This is a genomic window from Streptomyces sp. NRRL F-525, from assembly GCF_000716605.1.
Classification (GTDB): Bacteria; Actinomycetota; Actinomycetes; order Streptomycetales; family Streptomycetaceae; genus Streptomyces.
Window position 1 is genome coordinate 134203 of sequence record NZ_JNXE01000019.1, and the last position, 17212, is coordinate 151414.

At 71.8% G+C, this 17212-nt stretch carries 11 protein-coding genes; all 11 read right to left on the reverse strand.

The window, feature by feature from the left end; all coding sequences use genetic code 11:
• The 11 genes from OO69_RS26685 to OO69_RS52555 all read right to left on the reverse strand — a co-directional run bounded on the left by OO69_RS26685 (nt 1) and on the right by OO69_RS52555 (nt 17203).
• Complete coding sequence (locus OO69_RS26685) at nt 1-1545, reverse strand: right-handed parallel beta-helix repeat-containing protein (protein WP_106971115.1); 1545 nt, start codon at nt 1543-1545, stop codon at nt 1-3.
• The gene (locus OO69_RS26690) at nt 1542-3500 is read right to left on the reverse strand and encodes a heparinase II/III family protein (protein ID WP_033283320.1); all 1959 of its coding nucleotides are present in this window, start codon (nt 3498-3500) and stop codon (nt 1542-1544) included. The genes OO69_RS26685 and OO69_RS26690 overlap by 4 nt, the downstream gene beginning before the upstream one ends.
• The gene (locus OO69_RS26695) at nt 3497-5686 is read right to left on the reverse strand and encodes a bi-domain-containing oxidoreductase (protein WP_033283321.1); all 2190 of its coding nucleotides are present in this window, start codon (nt 5684-5686) and stop codon (nt 3497-3499) included. Before OO69_RS26695 ends, OO69_RS26690 begins: the two co-directional genes overlap by 4 nt.
• A 15-nt stretch (nt 5687-5701) precedes the next feature.
• A complete protein-coding gene (gene asnB / locus OO69_RS26700; RefSeq protein WP_033283322.1) occupies nt 5702-7636 on the reverse strand; it encodes an asparagine synthase (glutamine-hydrolyzing) in 1935 nt (644 codons plus the stop codon).
• Nucleotides 7637-7639: 3 nt separating this feature from the next.
• The gene (locus tag OO69_RS26705) at nt 7640-9160 is read right to left on the reverse strand and encodes a Wzz/FepE/Etk N-terminal domain-containing protein (RefSeq protein ID WP_033283323.1); all 1521 of its coding nucleotides are present in this window, start codon (nt 9158-9160) and stop codon (nt 7640-7642) included.
• Nucleotides 9157-10539 (reverse strand): Wzz/FepE/Etk N-terminal domain-containing protein, encoded by a 1383-nt coding sequence (locus OO69_RS26710; RefSeq protein WP_033283324.1) that lies wholly within the window; start codon nt 10537-10539, stop codon nt 9157-9159. Before OO69_RS26710 ends, OO69_RS26705 begins: the two co-directional genes overlap by 4 nt.
• Nucleotides 10536-11801, reverse strand: coding sequence for a glycosyltransferase family 4 protein (locus tag OO69_RS26715; protein ID WP_033283325.1), 1266 nt, complete (start codon nt 11799-11801; stop codon nt 10536-10538). The genes OO69_RS26710 and OO69_RS26715 overlap by 4 nt, the downstream gene beginning before the upstream one ends.
• Complete coding sequence (locus tag OO69_RS26720) at nt 11791-13107, reverse strand: nucleotide sugar dehydrogenase (RefSeq protein ID WP_033283326.1); 1317 nt, start codon at nt 13105-13107, stop codon at nt 11791-11793. The genes OO69_RS26715 and OO69_RS26720 overlap by 11 nt, the downstream gene beginning before the upstream one ends.
• A 70-nt stretch (nt 13108-13177) precedes the next feature.
• Nucleotides 13178-14677, reverse strand: coding sequence for a sugar transferase (locus OO69_RS26725; protein ID WP_078652568.1), 1500 nt, complete (start codon nt 14675-14677; stop codon nt 13178-13180).
• A gap of 1248 nt (nt 14678-15925) precedes the next feature.
• On the reverse strand, nt 15926-16192 hold the full coding sequence (locus tag OO69_RS26730; protein ID WP_234444531.1) for a hypothetical protein: 267 nt from the start codon (nt 16190-16192) through the stop codon (nt 15926-15928).
• Between the two features lie 39 nt (nt 16193-16231).
• Nucleotides 16232-17203: a glycoside hydrolase family 25 protein gene (locus OO69_RS52555; protein ID WP_051801212.1), complete on the reverse strand. Its 972-nt coding sequence runs from the start codon at nt 17201-17203 to the stop codon at nt 16232-16234.
• Nucleotides 17204-17212 lie beyond the last annotated feature (9 nt).

Below are 17212 nucleotides of genomic sequence, written 5' to 3' on the forward strand. Positions count from 1 at the left end.
TCAACCACCCGCCTGGAGGTCGAGGGTGCTGCCCTTGTCCTGCAGGTACGGCGTCGCCTGCCACTGTCCGAAGTCGAGCACCCGGCTCTGGTCCTCGGCGACGAACTTCCACGGCCCGACGTAGACGTTGTCGTGCCAGCGGTTGTGCTGCTTCTCGGTGATGGCGTCGGCCACCTGCTCGCCCTTGTACGGCGACCAGTCCGGATAGGTGCCGTAGTTGGACAGCACGGCCATGCGGTCGCACATCTCCGTGCACTTGACGACGGACTCGTCGAGCACGAAACGGTTGTCGTGGATGTCCACCCGCTGGGTCTTCCACCGGCAGTCGGAGTAGAGCGGCGCCTTGGCGATGGCCGGCCGCACACAGCTGGCGGTCTTCTTCACCAGCAGCGTGCAGTCGCCGGACGAGGTGTTGGCCGGGCTGTTGCAGAACCGGTCGGCGTTCTCCCAGAGGGTGATCCCGGACCAGTTGTCCTCCAGCACGTTCCGGTAGATCTCGATCTTGTCGGTACGGGCCTTGACCCGGGGTTCGCCGCCGGACTCGGACAGGTAGACGGTCGCGTACGGGAAGTTGTCACCGCCGTCGGCCGCCTTGCGGCCCTCGACCCAGTTGTTCCGCCGGATCGTGTTGTCCCGGATGACCGCGTTGTAGCTGGTCTCGTAGATCAGCGCGGCACCGTCGTTGGCCTCGATCACGTTGTTCTCGATGCGGAAGTCGTTGTTGTTGGTGTCCGCCCACAGTCCGGCGCCGCGGTTGTCGTGCACCCAGTTCCCGCTGATCTCCGCGCCGTCGACCTCCCAGAACTTGATGCCTCCGGTGCAGCCGCAGCCCTCCTTGCGCCGCTCCCAGTCACCGGTGTTGTTGCCCGTGATCTCGTTGCCCTCGACCACCAGGCCGGTGAGGCGGCCGTTGCCCTTGTACGCGTTCATGCCGTACTGGCCGTTGTCGCGCAGGCAGTCGGCGCGCACCTGCTGGCGGGCACCGGCCATCAGCCCGGCGCCGGAGTTGTTCTGGATCGTGGCGTCCTCGATCACCCATCCGTCGGCCGAGTCGTGGTTGACCACGCCCTCGTCCTGGGGCGCGACGAAACCCTGCACCGTCAGATAGCGGATGGTGACATCGGGGGCGTTGCCGGTGAACGCGTACTGGTTCTTCTTCCGGCCGTCGAGCACCGCGCCCGGCGCACCGAGGTAGCGGTCGCCCTTCTTGGGGATGACCTGGGCGTACCGGTCCGGGTCGAGCCTGTGCTTGCCTGGCCGGAGCCAGAACGTGGTGTTCGGGGGGCTGTTCTTGGTCTTCGTCGCCAGGTCGCCGACCACCGCGGGGTCGACGGTGACCGCGCCCGCCGGTGCCTTCGCCGGGCCGGCCGCGGGGTTGGCGCAGACCCGGGCCACGGTCCGGGCGGCGGACGTGGACGTGGACGGCGCGGCGGTCGGCTTCGTCGTGGCCGGGGCGCTCGACGTGCTGTCGCAGCCGGTCGCCGTCAGCAGGGCCAGCGCCAGCGGTGCCACCGCCAGCGCCCAGGGTCGCCTCGTGATCCTCACGCGCCCTCCTGGCCGCGGAACCCGAGCACGGTGGTGAACCCGTCCGCGCCGTCGGCGAAACCGGTGCCGATCAGCGTGGTGGTGGGTTCCTTGCGCCCGAATCCGGCGGAGTACCAGCCCAGCGGCGGGTCCGTCTCACCGCGATGCGCCTCCCAGGACAGCTGTTCGGGCAGGTCGAGGACGGCGGAGCGGTCCTCGCCGTCGCGGGTCCAGGTGAGCACGGCCCGGTGCCCGGTCAGGTCGGCCGCGATCGCCGGGCCGAGGTGGAACGCCAACCGCACGTCCCGGCGCGGGCCTTGCACCTCGTCGACGATCCGCAGCTCCTGGCTCTCGGCCGTCAGTTCCACCCGGCGGCGGTGCACCGAGCCCTGGTAGCCGTCGTGCTCGGCGGCCCAACGGGCCACCCCCGCCCCGGAGTTGTCAACGTCCAGGACGCGGGTGCGGGCCTGCCGGGTCCACAGGAACGGGCCGCCGGAGACGGACTGGTCGGCGCCGTCCAGTTGCAGGGTGTTGTGGCCGAGGGTCGAGCGGAAGTACTGCCGCCACTCGGGCTGCCCGTGGTAGCAGTACGTCCCCGGGTCGGCGAGCACGTCCACCCCGTCGTGCCGGACCTCCACGGACAGCGCGTCGGCGTGGGCGTGCGCGGCGATGGACAGGAAGCCGTGCGGACCGCCGTCGCAACGGCACCAGATCTCCTCGGGACCGCGCAGGACGGTGAGCCCCGCGTCGGCGAAGTGGGCGGGCCTGGTCGCCGGACGGGCGGTTCCGTCGTTCGCGTACGGCCGGATCAACGCGGCCAGCAGCGGGGTGCGCACATCGGTGCCGGTCACCGTCGGCCACCAGTCGAGCCGGCCGAACACCGCGTCCCCGGTGGCGAGCAGCGAGCCCCAGCGGTCGGTGCCCGCGCCGTCCACGACGAGGCCGAAGCCGTCGTCCGCGTCCCCCTGGCGGGGCGGGCGCAGCCGGTTGTCCACTACGGCCGCGAGCGCGTCGGTCATCCGCAGCAGGACCAGCCGCAGCGACTCGGGGACCGGCACGTCGGCGGCATCCGCCTCGGCCACCGCGGCCAGGCCGAGTTCCAGCACGAGCCCGTGGTACTCGGTGGCCAGCTCGCGGTTGAGGCCGGAGTCGAAGGTGTTGGCGAGCAGGTGCCGCTCCAGCGACCGCAGCGCGCCGGACCGCCAACGGGCCGACGAGGGGAACCAGTTGAACGCGCAGGCCGCCGCGAACTGTCCGGCGGCCTCGGCGATGACGTGGTTGTTCGCCGAGGACCCCCGGCTGGGGAAGGCGGCCAGCCAGCGCTGGTGGTGCCAGATCTGGTTCAGCGCCACCGGGTTGTCCTCGAACAGCTCGGCCGCGCCCGGCCAGCCGTCGAGCAGCCGCCGGACCCACACCCAGGACAGCAGCCGGATGCCCAGCTCGATCCCGCTGATCCAATGCACACCGACCAGCGGCGGGTTGGCCGCCCACCACGACCGCAGGTGTGCGGCGACGCGCTCGGCGTACCGCTCGTCCCCGGTGACCGCGTAGGCGGCGGCGAGCACGGTGAGGTACTGGTGCCTCGACGGCTCCCAGATCTGCTTGATGTCCCCGGCCACGTCCTCGTCGCGGTACGGCACGTCGAAGGCGTAGCCCGACGGGACCCGGCGCCCGGTCTTCGGGTCGTGGAACCAGTCCGGGTCGGTGAGGTCGTCGCGGACCACTCCGAAGAACTCGGCGTGCCCGGCCATCAGTTGGTCCGCATCGGCGACCAGCCGTTTCACGGCGTCCGGCGGCACCTCGGCGACCGTGCCCGCGGGCAGGACGGCGGTGAACCGGGTGCCGGAGACGCTCGGACAGTCCGGCCGCGCCGACCGCCAGCGCCGCCTGCGCACGGCGTCGCCCGCCCGGCCCGCGACCTCGCGCGGGCCCATCCGGGAGAGCCGGCGCAGGTACCAGCCCGCGCTCATGGTCATGGCGTCCTCGCCAACGTGACCGGCGTGCCGCCGGCCAGACCGGCCTGTACGGCGAGGGTGGCCGCCGTGGTGGCGACCAGCGACTCCAGCGGCACCGGCATCGGTCCGCCGGTCCGAACCGCCTTGACGAACGCGGCCAGTTCGGCGTTCTGGCCCTTGTCCCGGGCCTTGGGCAGCCGCGAACTGACCCACTTCTTACGGCCGTACACCGAGGCCTTGACGAAGTCGTCGAGCCGCAGCACCTTGCCGTCCGCGACCAGGTCCAGCGTCTCCTTGGGGAAGCCGGGTGCGCCGGTGGTGACGTAACTGATCGTCGCGGTGGATCCGTCCGGGTAGCGGAGCACGACCTGGAGGTCCTCGTTGCCGGGTGCGGCCGTCGCGTACACCGAGACCGGGTCGGCGTCGAGCAGCCAGCTCGCCGTGTCGATGAAGTGCCCGCCCTCGCCGGCGAACCGCGAGCCCTCGGCGCCCTGTTGCAGATACCAGCTGCCGTGCTGGAGCTTGCCCGCGTTGACCAGATAGCGCAGGCTCGCCGGACCGGTCCGGGCGCCGAACCGCTCCTTGGCCTCCTGGAGCAGCGGCGCGAACCGGCGGTTGAAGCCCACCTGGAGGCGGTCGTTGCCGGACTCCTCCACCGCCGCGAGGACGCCGGCCAGTTCGTCCTCGGTGAGGGCCAGTGGCTTCTCCACGAACACCGTCTTGCCGGCCAGCAGCGCCTGCCGGGTCAGTTCGGCGTGCGAGCTGTGCCGGGTGACGACGAACACCGCGTCGATGGACTTGTCGCCGAGCACGGCGTCGAGGTCGGTGGTCGCCCCGGCGAAGCCGAACTTCCGCTGCGCGTTGGCCCCGGACAGCGCCGTCGTGGTGACGACCGTCGACAGCTCGACGCCCTCGCGCCGGGCCAGGTGCGGCAGCAGCATCGACGTCGCGTAGTTCCCCGCGCCCACGAACGCGAGCCGCACCGGCGCCTTGGCGGACCGGGCCGGGGCGACGGTCGTGCCGGTGCGCCGCACCTCGGGCACGGACACCTCAGGGGCCGCCGACTCCCCCTGCTCCTCCGCCTGTTCGGGATACCGGAACAGCACGGCCACGGCTTTCAGTTCGCCGTCCTTCAGCCGCTGATACGTCTCTACGGCGTCGTCGAAGTCGGCGATGTGGGAGACCAGGGGCTCCACGTCGACGCGGCCGCGCGCGAGGAGGTCGAGGAAGCACGCCAGGTTGCGCCGCTCGGTCCAGCGGACATAGCCGATCGGGTAGTCGCGGCCCTCCAGTTCGTACGACGGGTCGTAGCGCCCGGGGCCGTACGAGCGCGAGAAGCGGACGTCGAGTTCCTTCTCGTAGTACGCGTTCCAGGGCAGGTCCAGGCGGCACTTGCCGATGTCGACGACCCGGCCGCGGTCCCGCGCGAGCCGGGCGGCCAGCTCGACGGGCTGGTTGCTGCCGCCGCCGGCGGCCAGGAACACCTGGTCCACGCCGTGGCCGCCGGTGAGTTCGGCGACGGCCGCTTCCACGGCGGCGGACGCGGGGTCGCCGCAGGCCGCGGCGCCGAGGCGCTCGGCGAGTTCGCAGCGCGTCGGGTCGGGGTCGGCGCCGACCACGCGGACCCCGGCGGCGGTGAGCAGCTGCACCACCAGCTGCCCGATCAGGCCGAGGCCGATGACCAGTGCCACCTCGCCGAGCTGCGGCTCGCCCTGGCGGACGCCCTGCATCGCGATCGAGCCGACGGTGCCGAAGGCCGCGTGGCGCGGGGCGAGACCGTCGGGGACGGGGGCGTAGAGGTTCTTCGGCACCCAGTTCAACTCGGCGTGCAGCGCGTGCTCGTTGCCGGCGCAGGCCACGAGGTCGCCGACCTTCACGTCGTCGATCCCGGCGCCGACCTGCTCGACCACCCCGCACAGCGAGTAGCCCAGCGGTGTGTAGGAGTCCAGCTTGCCCATCACCTTGCGGTAGGTGGCGGGCACCCCGTTGGTGGCCACGCTCTGCATGACCTTGGCCACCTGGTCCGGCCTGGAGCGGGCCTTGCCCAGCATCGACATGCCGGCCTCGGAGACCTTCATGAGCTCGGTCCCGGTGGATATCAGCGAGTAGGCGGTGCGGACCAGCACACCGCCCGGCTTGCATCCCGGTACCGGAACGTCGAGCACCGCCAGCTCGCCGCTCTTGTAGTTCTGTACAACCTGCTTCACCAGAACTCCTGTTTTCTAAGCCGTCGTCCGAGCGCTCTGGGCGGAGCCAGAGGTCGCGTCGCGATACCAGTACTCGAGGGTCAGTACGTGCCAGAGGTGTTTGGAGTAGTCCGCCTGTCCGGCGGCGTCCTCGGCGACCATGCGGGCCAGCGCGTCGCGGCGCAGGAGCCCGGACTTGACGAGCACGCCGTCGTTGACCACCTCGCGCACCAGCGGTGCCAGGTCGCGGCTCATCCAGGCGCGCAGCGGGGCGCTGAACAGGCCCTTGGGCCGGTACACGATCTCCCGGGGCAGGATCGAGGTGGCCGCCTCCTTGAGGGCGGCCTTGCCCTGCCGTCCGACGATCTTGCGGTCGCCGGGCACCGCGAACGCGGCCTTGACCACCTCTACGTCCACGTACGGCACCCGCACCTCGGTCGACGCGGCCATGCTCGACCGGTCCGTGTAGGCGAGGTTGAGGCCCGGCAGGAACATCCGGGCGTCGGTCAGGCACATGCGGTTGACGAAGTCGTCGAGGTCGTTGTCCTGGTAGACGTCCGCGTGTTCGGTCAGCACGTCGTCGACCGTCCCGGCCAGGTCCGGATCGATCAGGGCGAGCAGCTCCGGCCTGTCGTACATGGTGTAGCTGCGCCGGAACGCGGTCTCCTCGGGCAGATCGGCGAAGGAGAGGAACCGCTTCGCGAACCGCACCGACCGGTAGCCCCGGGTGGCCGAGGCGACCGGCAGCCGGTCCACGACCCCGGACACCCCGCGGCGCAGGGGCCGGGGGACGCGCTGGTAGCGCAGCGCGAGCAGGTTGGCGAAGTGCTTGCGGTACCCGGCGAACAGCTCGTCCGCGCCCATCCCCGAGAGCATCACCTTGACCCCGGCCTCCCGGGCGGCCAGGCAGATCAGGTAGGTGTTGATCGCGGCGGGGTCGCCGATCGGCTCGTCCAGGCTGTACGTCATCTGCGGCAGCAGGTCGAGCACGTTCGGGGCGATCTCGATCTCGTGCAGGTCGACGCCGAACTGCTCGGCGACCTGCCGGGCGTAGCGCAGGTCGTCCGGCATCGCCTCGAACTTGGCGTCCTCGGCGCGGAAGCCGATCGTGTAGGCGGAGATCCCGGGCTGGTGGCGGGCCGCCAGCGCGGTCAGGTAGCTGGAGTCGAGGCCGCCGGAGAGGAAGGTGGCCACGGGGACGTCGGAGAGCAGGTGGCGCCGGGTCGACTCCTCGACGACGGCGTCGAGGTCGGGCTGCTCACCGGCGCGGGCCCGCTCCTGGCCCTCGGCGGCGACGTCCTTCAGGTTCCAGAAACTGCCGCGCTCCACCCGGCCGTCGGGCCGGCACCTGAGCCAGCTCCCCGGCGGCAGCTTCTCCGCCTCGCGGAACGCGCAGCGCGAGTCCGGCACCCAGTAGTACAGCAGGGAGGCCACCAGTGCCGCGTGGTCCACCTCCAGCGTCCCGCCGGTCGCGGCGGCGAGCGCCTTGAGCTCGGAGGCGAACATCAGGCCCTGGCCGCGCCGGAGCAGGAACAGCGGCTTGATGCCCAACTGGTCGCGGACCAGCACCAGTTCACCGGTGCGCTCGTCGAAGACGCCGAACGCGAACATGCCGCGCAGCCGGGGCAGGCAGTCCGTGCCCCAGCGCCGCCAGGCCTCCAGGAGCACCTCGGTGTCGGAGGTGCCGCGGAAGCGCACCCCGGTGGCCTCCAACTCGGCGCGGAGTTCGGGCGCGTTGTACAGCTCGCCGTTGTACGTCAGGGCGAGGCCGTCCGAGACCATCGGCTGGGCGCCGGTCTCGGACAGGTCGATGATGGACAACCGGCGGTGCCCGAGCTGCACTTCGCCGTCACCCAGGGGGTGGCCGTAGCGGCCCGAGCCGTCCGGGCCGCGGTGGGCGAGGGTGTCGGTGAGCCGGTCGGTGACGGCCTTTCCGTCCGGCCAGCGGTACGTGCCTGCGATGCCACACACGTCCTACCGCACCTCCTGGTCGTTGTCCGGGACCCGTGCGGCCCGTATCGGCTGGCGTTCGGTGAGCCGCCGGCCGGTCGCGTTCTGCCAGGTCGGCCGCTCGCTCCGGCCGCGCAGCGCGTTGGCCAGCCCGTCCCACAGCGTGCCGTCGGTGCGGTCGCGCGGATCGGGGTCGATCAGCACCACACCGATCACCGGGATGCGCTGGTCCGCGAGCTGCCGGGCCACGGTGTGCAGCCATGCGGCGCTGCCGTGCCCGGCCCGCACGACGAGCACGGTCCGGGAGCCCAGGTACTGGAGGTCGGTCCACGCCGTGCCGGGCGCCACCGAGCCGACGCCGATCCGCTGGTCCTGAGGGGACACGGTCGCCGCGTGTTCGCCGCCGACCACCGTGGGGTCCCCCGGTTTCGGGCGGCGGCCCGAGAGCTGCGTGCCGGGGAGACCGTCGACGACGGTCACCGGACCGTCCTCCCCCAGGGCCCGGGCGAGGCCGAGGGCGATCGCGCTCGTCCCGCGCGCGCAGCCCAGTTCGAGCAGCGACAGCGGTTCGGCCGAGCCGCGCGCGGTGCGGGCCAGGGTCGTGGTGAGCCGTTCGCGGGCCACCCGGGTCCGCCTACGCTGCCACAACCTGCCGGAGCGGCGCGGGAGTTCGGCGATGACCGAGGCGCCGAGGTTCGCCGCGATGTCCCGGCGCAGCACGGGGCGGTCCGCCACGACCACGCCGACCGCGGCCAGCGCGAGCCCGACGAAGAGTCCGAGGACGAGTCCGATCACGGCGTCGGTGACGGCGGCCTTGGGCAGGGAGTGCCGCACCGCGCGGGGTGCGTCCACGATCTGCGTGCCGGCGACCAGCTGGGGAGCGCCGACGCGTGCCTCCTCGGCGCGCTGGCCGAAGTCGGAGATCTGCGAGGTGAGTTCGGCCCGCCGGGCGAAGAGCGATTCGAGGTTCGCCGAGTCCTTCGGGTCGGTGTCGGGCGTCCGGCCGGCGATCGTCTTGTTGACGTCGGCGAGCTCCGCCTGTATCCGGGCCTGCTGGTCGAGCAGGCCCTGGGCGTTGGCGTCGGCGATGGCCTGGATGCGCTGGGCGTGGTCCGCGACGAACGCCTCGGCCAGTGCCTTGGCCCGGGCCACCGCCTCCGCGTCGGTCTTGCCCGTCACATCGATCTCGAGGACGTTGTTGGTCAGTCCGGTGCCCCGGTAGTCCTTCATGAAGTCCTCCGGTTTCTCCGGGGACTTGAGGATCCGCAGGGCCTGGCCGGCGATCCGCGAGGTCGCCAGCAGCTGGGCGTCGGTGCGGATCAGCGTGCCGGTGTCGTTCGGCTGGTCCTCCTGATGCGCGACCAGCACCTTGGTCACCGCGGCCGGTGCCGGCGGCAGCAGGACCGCCACGGCCGCGCCGATCAGCAGTCCGAGCAGGGCCATCGCGGACCAGAGCCGGCGGCGTCTGCGCACCGCGACCACCAGCGCCTGCACGTCGAGGAGCGGAGTGGTCGCCGACGACTCCGAAGTCGTGCTCGTCATCACGCCGGGCCTCCCGTCGTGTGGCCGTGCACCGCGAACGTCAACGTGGCCTCGTCCGCCGGACGGTCGGCGGTCCGCGCCGGACGGGTGGTGCGTACCGCGCCGGCGACGACGACGCCGACGACCTCGTGGCCGCCGTCCGCGCACGCCTCGGCGATGTCCGCGAGTTCCTCCGCGGTCCGGCTGCCCGCGCCGACGACGACCAGGGCACCGGACTCCGTGTCACGGTCGCGGTCCGGCACGACCGGCCGCTCCACCGACACCTCCACCACCCGCAGCAGCGGATCGCCCGTGCTCTCGGCGGCGAGCTGCCCGGCGGCCCTGCGGGCGACCTCGTCGCCTTCCGGTACGACGACCAACAGCCGCCGGGGTGCGGGCAGTTGGTCCCTCAGGCGAGCGCACACCCGCCGGTAGCGGATCCGTCTGTCGGCCTCGTCGCCGGATCTCTGCGGGATCGGTACGTCCCACCGGGTGTCGACGCCGAGCAGCCGACGGATCCGGGACCTCGGGCCACGGCTCTCCGGCTCGTGTCCGCTCCGTTCACCGGGCACGTCGACGGTGCCGAGGAACGGCGAGCCCAGTGCCGCGGCGATCTCCGCCTCGGTGCGCGGCCGACGGCTCACCCGGGTGGCGGCGAGATGACCGATGACCGCGAGCAGGAGGAACAACAGCGCCCCGCCGACGGTCAGTTGCATTCTCGTCGGCGCCGACGCGCCGGTCGGCCGGGGCGCCGGGCCCATGACGACCATGTTGGCCTTGCCGGTGGCCGACGGGTCGGCCTCTTCGAGCTTCTTCATGGCGTCCTGCAGCGCGGTGCGCAGCCCCTCCAGCTCGGTGCGGGCCTGCACGCTCTCCACGGTCTGCCCCGGGTCGGCCGCGGCGGCCAGGTCGGTGATGCGGCGGTTGGTGTCCGCCACCTGCTTGCGCAGCGCCTCGGTCTCCGTGGCCGCCGCGGGGTCGATGCTGCCGCCGGCGATGCGCACGGCGAAGGTGACGAACTGCTGGGCCATCTGGTCGGAGAGCCGCTGCGCGCGTTCCGGGGTGTCGGCCGTGCCGGAGATCTTGATGATGTTCCCGTCGTCGGCCTTGGCGCTCACCTTGTGCTGGAGGTCGGCGCCGCTGACGCCCTTCCAGCCGAGCGCGGCGGCCGCGCGGTCGGCCACCTCGGAACTGGTCGCGATGTCCACCTGGGTGAGCAGTTCGCGCTCGTCCCACTGGCCCGGCAGCAGGACCGATGCCGCCGCCGTGTACCGCGGCGGCATCAGCACCACCGAGGTGCCGTAGCCGACGAGCGCACCCACAACGGCGAGCAGCGCGAGAAGCCGCCACCGCCGACGGAGAATCCGTCCGATCGTGACCAGACGGATCGTGTCCTCATTCAATGGTGCGGCCTCTTCCCCGTACGGACCGGCCCGCCCGCCGACACCGGGGACTGGTCCCGGCATGCGGCGGCGTAGGCGGCGAGCAGCGACGCTTGCGAGTTCTGCCAGGACAGCGGGCCGCTGATCCGCTCCTGGCCGGTCTTGCCCATCCGGGCCCGCTTGTCCGGATCGTCGAGGAGCAGCGCGATGAGCTTGGCGAACTGGGCCTCGTCGTCGTCGGGCGCGTAGACGGCGGCGTCACCGGCGGAGACGCGCGCCTCCTTGAGGTCGAACGAGACGATCGGCCGTCCCATCGCCATGTACTCCAGGACCTTGTTCATGGTCGACACGTCGTTGAGCGGATTGCACGGGTCGGGCGAGAGGCACACGTCCGCGGTGCACAGGTAGCGCACCAGGTCGGCGTCCGGGATGCGCCCGGTGAACTGCACCTGTTCGGAGAGACCGAGCCGCCCGGCCAGCTCCACCATCGCGTCGAAGGCGTCGCCGCCGCCGACGAAGACGGCGTGCCAGTCGGTCCGCCCGAGTTCGTCGCGCAGTTTCGCCAGGGCCCGCAGGGCGTAGTCGACGCCGTCCTGGGGGCCCATGACGCCGAGGTAGCACAGCAGATGGGGCTTGCCGCGCTTCAACTCCGGCTCCGGCGGCACCGGTTGGAACCGGTCGGTCGCGGGCGCGCTGCGCACCACGAAGACGTCGTCCGGCCGCTTGCCGCCGCGGCGCAGCGCGACGTCCCGGTAGCTCTCGTTCGTGGCGAGCACGATGTCCGCGGCCCGGTAGGTCCGCCGCTCCAGCGCGCACACGGCGCGGTAGAGCAGGTCCTCGCCGCGGTCGAACCGGGAGAGGTACAGCTCGGGCACCAGGTCGTGCTGGTCGAAGACGAACCGCGCCCCGCGCCGCTTCATCCACAGCGCCGGCAGGAACAGCAGGTCGGGCGGGTTGCAGGCGTGGACCACGTCGACCGGGCCGACCTCGCGGGCCAGCCGGACCGTGTGCCACAGCGCCGTTCCGTACTCCCGCAGGTAGCCGGCCGGTCCGCCGGTGGCCGCGCGCAACGGGTAGCGGTGGATCCGCACCCCGTCGATCACCGCCTCCGGTTCCGTGTCCCGCTTCTCCCCCTGAGGGCAGATGACGTGCACCTCCCAGCCCGCGTCGCGCAGGGTGGTGCACTCCTGCCACACCCGCCGGTCGAACGGCACCGACAGGTTCTCCACCAGGATCAGGGCGCGCCGGCCCGTCCCGTGGCTGTTGTTCGCGTTACCAGGCAAGGCCCATGTACCCCGGCTCGGCCCGGCGCGCCTCGGCGTCGGGAAGGTGGATGAGGTCGACGACCGCCGGTCCGCCCGTGTGGGGCAGCGCCGCCAGCACGGCCGGGTCCTTGGTCCCGACCAGGCACACCTCGGCGTGCTCGACCACCTCGTCGACGGAGTCGGCGAGCAGTTGGGCGAGATGCGGCAGCCGGCTCTCGATGTACTCGCGGTTCGCGCCGAGCAGCCGGGAGAGGCTCACGTTGGCGTCGTAGATCTTGAGGTCGTAGCCCTTGCCGAAGAGCCGCTCCGCCAGCTCGACGAGCGGGCTCTCCCTGAGGTCGTCGGTGCCGGGTTTGAAGGACAGCCCGAACAGGCCCACCCGGCGTTTGCCGGTGCGCTCGACCAGGTCCACCGCGCGCTGCAGATGGTCGGAGTTGGAGGCCAGCACGTGGGAGAGGATGGGCACCGAGACGTCGGCCCGCTGTGCCGCGTGGACCAGGCTGCGCAGGTCCTTGGGCAGGCAGGAGCCGCCGAAGGCGAAGCCGGGCCGCAGGTACGCGGGGCTGATGTTCAGCTTGCGGTCGGCCAGGAAGACGTCCATCACCTGGTGCGAGTCGACCCCGAGCGCCTGGCACACCGAGCCCAGCTCGTTCGCGAAGCCGATCTTGAGGCCGTGGAACGCGTTGTCCGCGTACTTGATCGCCTCGGCGGTCGGGACCGGCACCCGGAACACCTCGCCGGACAGGCCGTCGTAGAGCGCCGCCACCGCGTCGCCGCTCGCCGTGTCGAGCTCGCCGATGACGGTCTTGGGCGGGTCGAAGAAGTCCCGCACGCTCGTGCCCTCGCGCAGGAACTCCGGGTTGACCGCGACCCCGAAGTCCACCCCGGCCGTGCCGCCGACGTTCTTCTCCAGGATCGGCACCAGCAGGTTCAGGCAGGTGCCCGGGAGCATGGTGCTGCGGAACACGACGGTCTGCCGCCCGCCCCGTTCGGCGAGCGCGGCGCCGATCTGTTCGGTGACCCGCTCCAAGTAGGTGGTGCACAGGCTGCCGTTGGGCTCCGACGGGGTGCCCACGCAGATCAGCGATATCTCGCTGCCCATGATCGCCTCGCGGACGTCACCGGTGGCGCGGAGCGCTCCGGTCCGTACGACGTCGGCGATGAGCTCGCCGATCCGCTCCTCGACCACGGGGGCCTTGCCGTCGTTGACCAGGTCGACCTTCACCTGGTTGACGTCCACCCCGATGACCTCGTGCCCCATGCTGGCCAGGCACGCGGCCGACACGCAGCCCACGTAGCCGAGCCCGAAAACGCTGACTCTCATGCCCCGTCTCTCCCCCCAGTCAGGCCCTTGCGGCCTGCGGTCCGCGCGTCGGTCGGACGACCCCCGCGCATCAGTAGGCCCCCTGGCCGTGGATCACGGCACGCAGCGTCTTCCACAAGATCACCGTGTCCAGGGCGAGCGACCAGTCCTCCACGTAGCGCAGGTCGAGGCGGACCGCCTCCTCCCACGGCAGGTCGCTGCGTCCGCTGATCTGCCACAGGCCGGTGAGCCCGGGCTTGACCAGCAGCCGTCTTCGGATGTCCGGGTCGTACGCGGCGCACTCCTCCGGCAGCGGAGGCCGGGGGCCGACGAGCGACATGGATCCGGTGACCACGTTGAAGAGCTGCGGGAGCTCGTCGAGCGAGTACCGGCGCAGCACCGCTCCCACCCGGGTCACCCGCGGATCCCGGCGGACCTTGAACAGCAGGCCCGCGCCCTCGTTGCGGCCGGCCAGCTCCGCACGTGCCTTGTGGGCGCCGACGACCATGCTGCGGAACTTGAGCATGGTGAACTCGCGGCCGTCCTTGCCGACCCGGCGCTGGCGGTAGAACACCCCGCCCCGGCTGTCCGTCAGCACGAGCAGTCCGACGAGGAGCATCAGGGGCGCGAACAGCACCAGCAGAATCGTTGCGCCCAGCCGGTCGACGACCCCTTTGATCGCCCGGCGGCCCCCGCTGAAGGTCGGCATGCTGACCCGCAGCAGCGGGATACCGAGCACCGCGTCGACATGCAGGCGCGGGCCGGCCACCTCCATCAGCACGGGGGCCACGATCATCTCGGCGTCGCTGCCCTCGAGGTTCCAGGCCAGCCGCTGCAGCCGGTCCGGTGACCAGTGCGGGTCCGGGGTGACGGCGACGACCCGGTAGCCGTCGTGGCGGACGTGCTTGGCGACGTCCTCCAGCAGGCCGATGACCGGCACGCCGTCCAACTGGTCGCCGTCCAGGCCGCCTTGCTCGCCGTCGACCCCGCGGCCGTCCGTCGTGCACACCGCCTCCACCCGCCAGCCGAGGTGCGGGAACTTGCGGGTGCGGTTGATCAGGTCGCGCACGGTGGCCGGGCTCCCGGCCGCGAGCACCGGTCTCAGGCACCGCCCTTCGTTGCGCTGCTTGTGCAGCCAGAGGCGGAGCAGATATCGCTCGGTCATCGTGACGAGCGCGATCGCGGGGATCGCGACGAAGATCCAGAGCTTGATGTTGCGCGAGGTCAGGGCGATCCCGCCGAGCGCCAGCACGACGGTCGCCGTGAACAGCGAGCGTCCGAGCCGGCGGAACTCCTCGGCGCCCTGGCCGAGCACCGCCGGAGCCCACGACCGGCTCACCGCGAGCGCCCCCAGCACCAGCAACTGGGTGCCGAAGGCGAGGATCCCCCATTTCTCATGCCAGTTGGCCGCGTCCCGGGCCCCGAAGAAGTCACCGATCGACCCCACCACGAAGGCGGTGGCCACGGTGTCGCTGAAGATCACGGTACGGCGGTACCGCTGTTCCCAGTCGGTCGCCGGCTGGCTGATCGCCCCGTCCGCCAGACGCCCACGCGCCGACGGAAAAGGGCCGACTATTCCCCCCTGCCGCACAGAACCCCCCAAGGTCCCCAGCGTTCGGCGTCGCCGCCGCACACTGTTTCGCCCCCTGCGGAGGGTCCCCGCCCCCCGCACTGTGCCTCCCCCTCGAGAGGCCCCGCGCTGTTCCCCCTGCGGAACGCCACCGCCCCCGGCGTACGGCGTCCCGGCTGTCTCAGAGCTACGTGCGCAACCCCCTGGCGGCAGCGGACTCGCAGGTCCTGCCGGGCGCCTGAGGCGCGCGCAAATCGGTCGATCTCTCGGATGCTCCCCGCGCTCCGAGCCCCCCTATGGCTCCAAGGAACCGATCACCCCCACGTCCGGCACGAGAGACGCGGCTACTGGCCGTCTGCATCGCCGGACCCATAGATCATCATTTGTCGCCTGGTGTCCCACCATGCGAAAGCACGGTCAATCTAGACCATCTGGGGCCGCCTGAAGAGAGGTCTGTGTGGACTTTGTGCTCAAGATTTGAAGGTCGGCCCCTAGATCGGTGATCTCCCGCGGGTGCCTTGATGACGGAAAACGTGCGGTGCGCCCAGTGGCGGCGGGAGTCCTCCGAGCCGACGGCACCCGCGCTCGGGGGTGTCCCGGCACCTATCGACGGCACCCCGGAAACGGTCTCCGTCGTTCCGTTCTCGCAGGCAGACGCCGAGGACGGCCTCGACCGGGTCGTCCCCGCCGCCCCCGAGATAGCCGGCGCCGACCGGCAACGCCCCCGAATCCCACGCGAACCGGCCCCCGCCGTGCCGGGTGCTCAACCGGCCAACCCGCATGCCCAGGTGGCGAAATCCACGCGAGCCGTCCGACCCCGTTCCGGGAGGCAGGTTTTACGCGCGGCGGTGCCGAGAGGGCCGATCGGATCGCACACGCGAACGCCGCGGCGGACCCGATGGCCGGTCGCCGGCCTTCGCCGGTACGGGAGCGCGACCCGGCGGAAGCGGGACCGCCGAGGGGCGCCGGCCTCTCGGAGGGGAATCCCGGACGGGATCGGGCCCGGGCCGATGTCGAGCCCCGAGGGGCTCACCGTGTCCGGGACGCCAGTGGTCCCGGTCGGACAACCCCTCGGGGGGAGAACGATGTGAGGCCGGAACCGGCGCCGGTCGGAGGCGGTACGCCCCAGCACGGAAGGGTGCCGCTCTCGGGCGGTGCCGCCAGGGTGAGTTCACCTCCCGGGTTCCGCGCGCTCGCTGAGATCGCGCAACCCGCCGCGGTGACCTCACGTGCCCGCGGCGGGTCCGGCGGAGCGGGGGCGTCGGCGCGTTACGCGGCGGCCGGGTCCGGGTAGTCCGGCGGGGTCGCCCAGCCCAGCAGGATTCCGGCGATGGTCGCCAGCGGGCGGTTGCGGATCTTCAGCGCGAGGGTCTCCAGGAGCCGGAACAGGGTGTAGTAGGCGCCCGTCAGGACCGCGGTGACCACGCTGGCCACCGCCGTCGAGTCGAAGGTGACTCCGATACGGACCAGCAGGGTCAGTACGAGTCCGGCGACGATCGGCACGACCGTGCGCATGAAGCTGACAAAGAGGTTCACCGGGTGAGTCCTTTCCGTGCCTCGTGGTTCCGGGTGCCGTCAGGGGGCGGTGTCGAGGTGGACGACGACCTTGCCCACGGCCGCCTCGATGGCCGCGGTGATGGACGAGACCAGGGCGGCCGGGTCGATGGTCTTGTCGAACTTCGCGATGGCGGCGGCGAGTTGGGTGATGACCGCGCTCTGCGCCGCCTCGGTCGCCTGGACGGCGCGCAGGCGGAGGTTGGTGTCCTTGATGTAGGACTGCAGCTCCCAGTAGGGGTTGGTCTTCGCGTCGGGGGCGTCGGCCGGGGCGGCGATCAGGCCGTCCATGGTGAGGACCGCCTTCGCGGAAGCGGTGGCGATCTTGGCGATGTCGGCGGCGGTGAGCGGCATGTCGGTCTCCGTTCCGGCGGCCCACGTGCGCAACGCGGACTCGCTCAGGTAGCAGATGGATCGGTCGAGCGGGGTCGAGGTGAACTGCCAGAACAGCGGCGTGCGGCCGGCCGGCGCGGGCCGCGCGTGTGCCTCCGCCTGTGCGTAGGTCGCGGCACCGGACCAGGGGTAGGCCGGGTACCACAGCGGTGCGTCGGCGGGGGCGTGGCCGGCGGTCAGATCGCTGCCCGAGGTGTAGACGCCGACGCGCTGGCCGGGGAACGCGGCCTGGACCGCCGCGATCCACGCCTTGGCGTAGGACAGGATCCCGGCCGCGGAGACGCCCGCGTAGTTGGCTCCGTCGGACCGGCGTTCCAGGTCGAGCCAGTGCACGAAGCCGGGCCGGGCGTGGGGTTTCACGGCGGCCACGTAGTTGGCCGCCTCGGTGGTGGCGCTCTGGTTCGGCCAGCCGAAGTGGTAGGCGCCGGGGACGAGTCCGGCGGCGATGACGGCGGCGATGTGCTGGGTGAAGCGGGTGTCGTGGGTGTGCTCGCCCTCACTGGCCTTGGCGAAGGCGAAGACGACGCCTTCGGCCTTGCGGGCGGTCCAGTTCTGGGCCGGCTGGTAGACGGAGACGTCGACGCCACGGCATGTGGCCATGTCGGCATG

What these genes read in the sequence shown, in the direction of transcription:
- OO69_RS26720 (WP_033283326.1), bottom strand. Translation starts at nt 13,107, where the DNA reads ATGAGAGTCAGCGTTTTCGGGCTCGGCTACGTGGGCTGCGTGTCGGCC.
- OO69_RS26690 (WP_033283320.1), bottom strand. Translation starts at nt 3,500, where the DNA reads ATGACCATGAGCGCGGGCTGGTACCTGCGCCGGCTCTCCCGGATGGGC.
- OO69_RS52555 (WP_051801212.1), bottom strand. Translation starts at nt 17,203, where the DNA reads ATGGCCACATGCCGTGGCGTCGACGTCTCCGTCTACCAGCCGGCCCAG.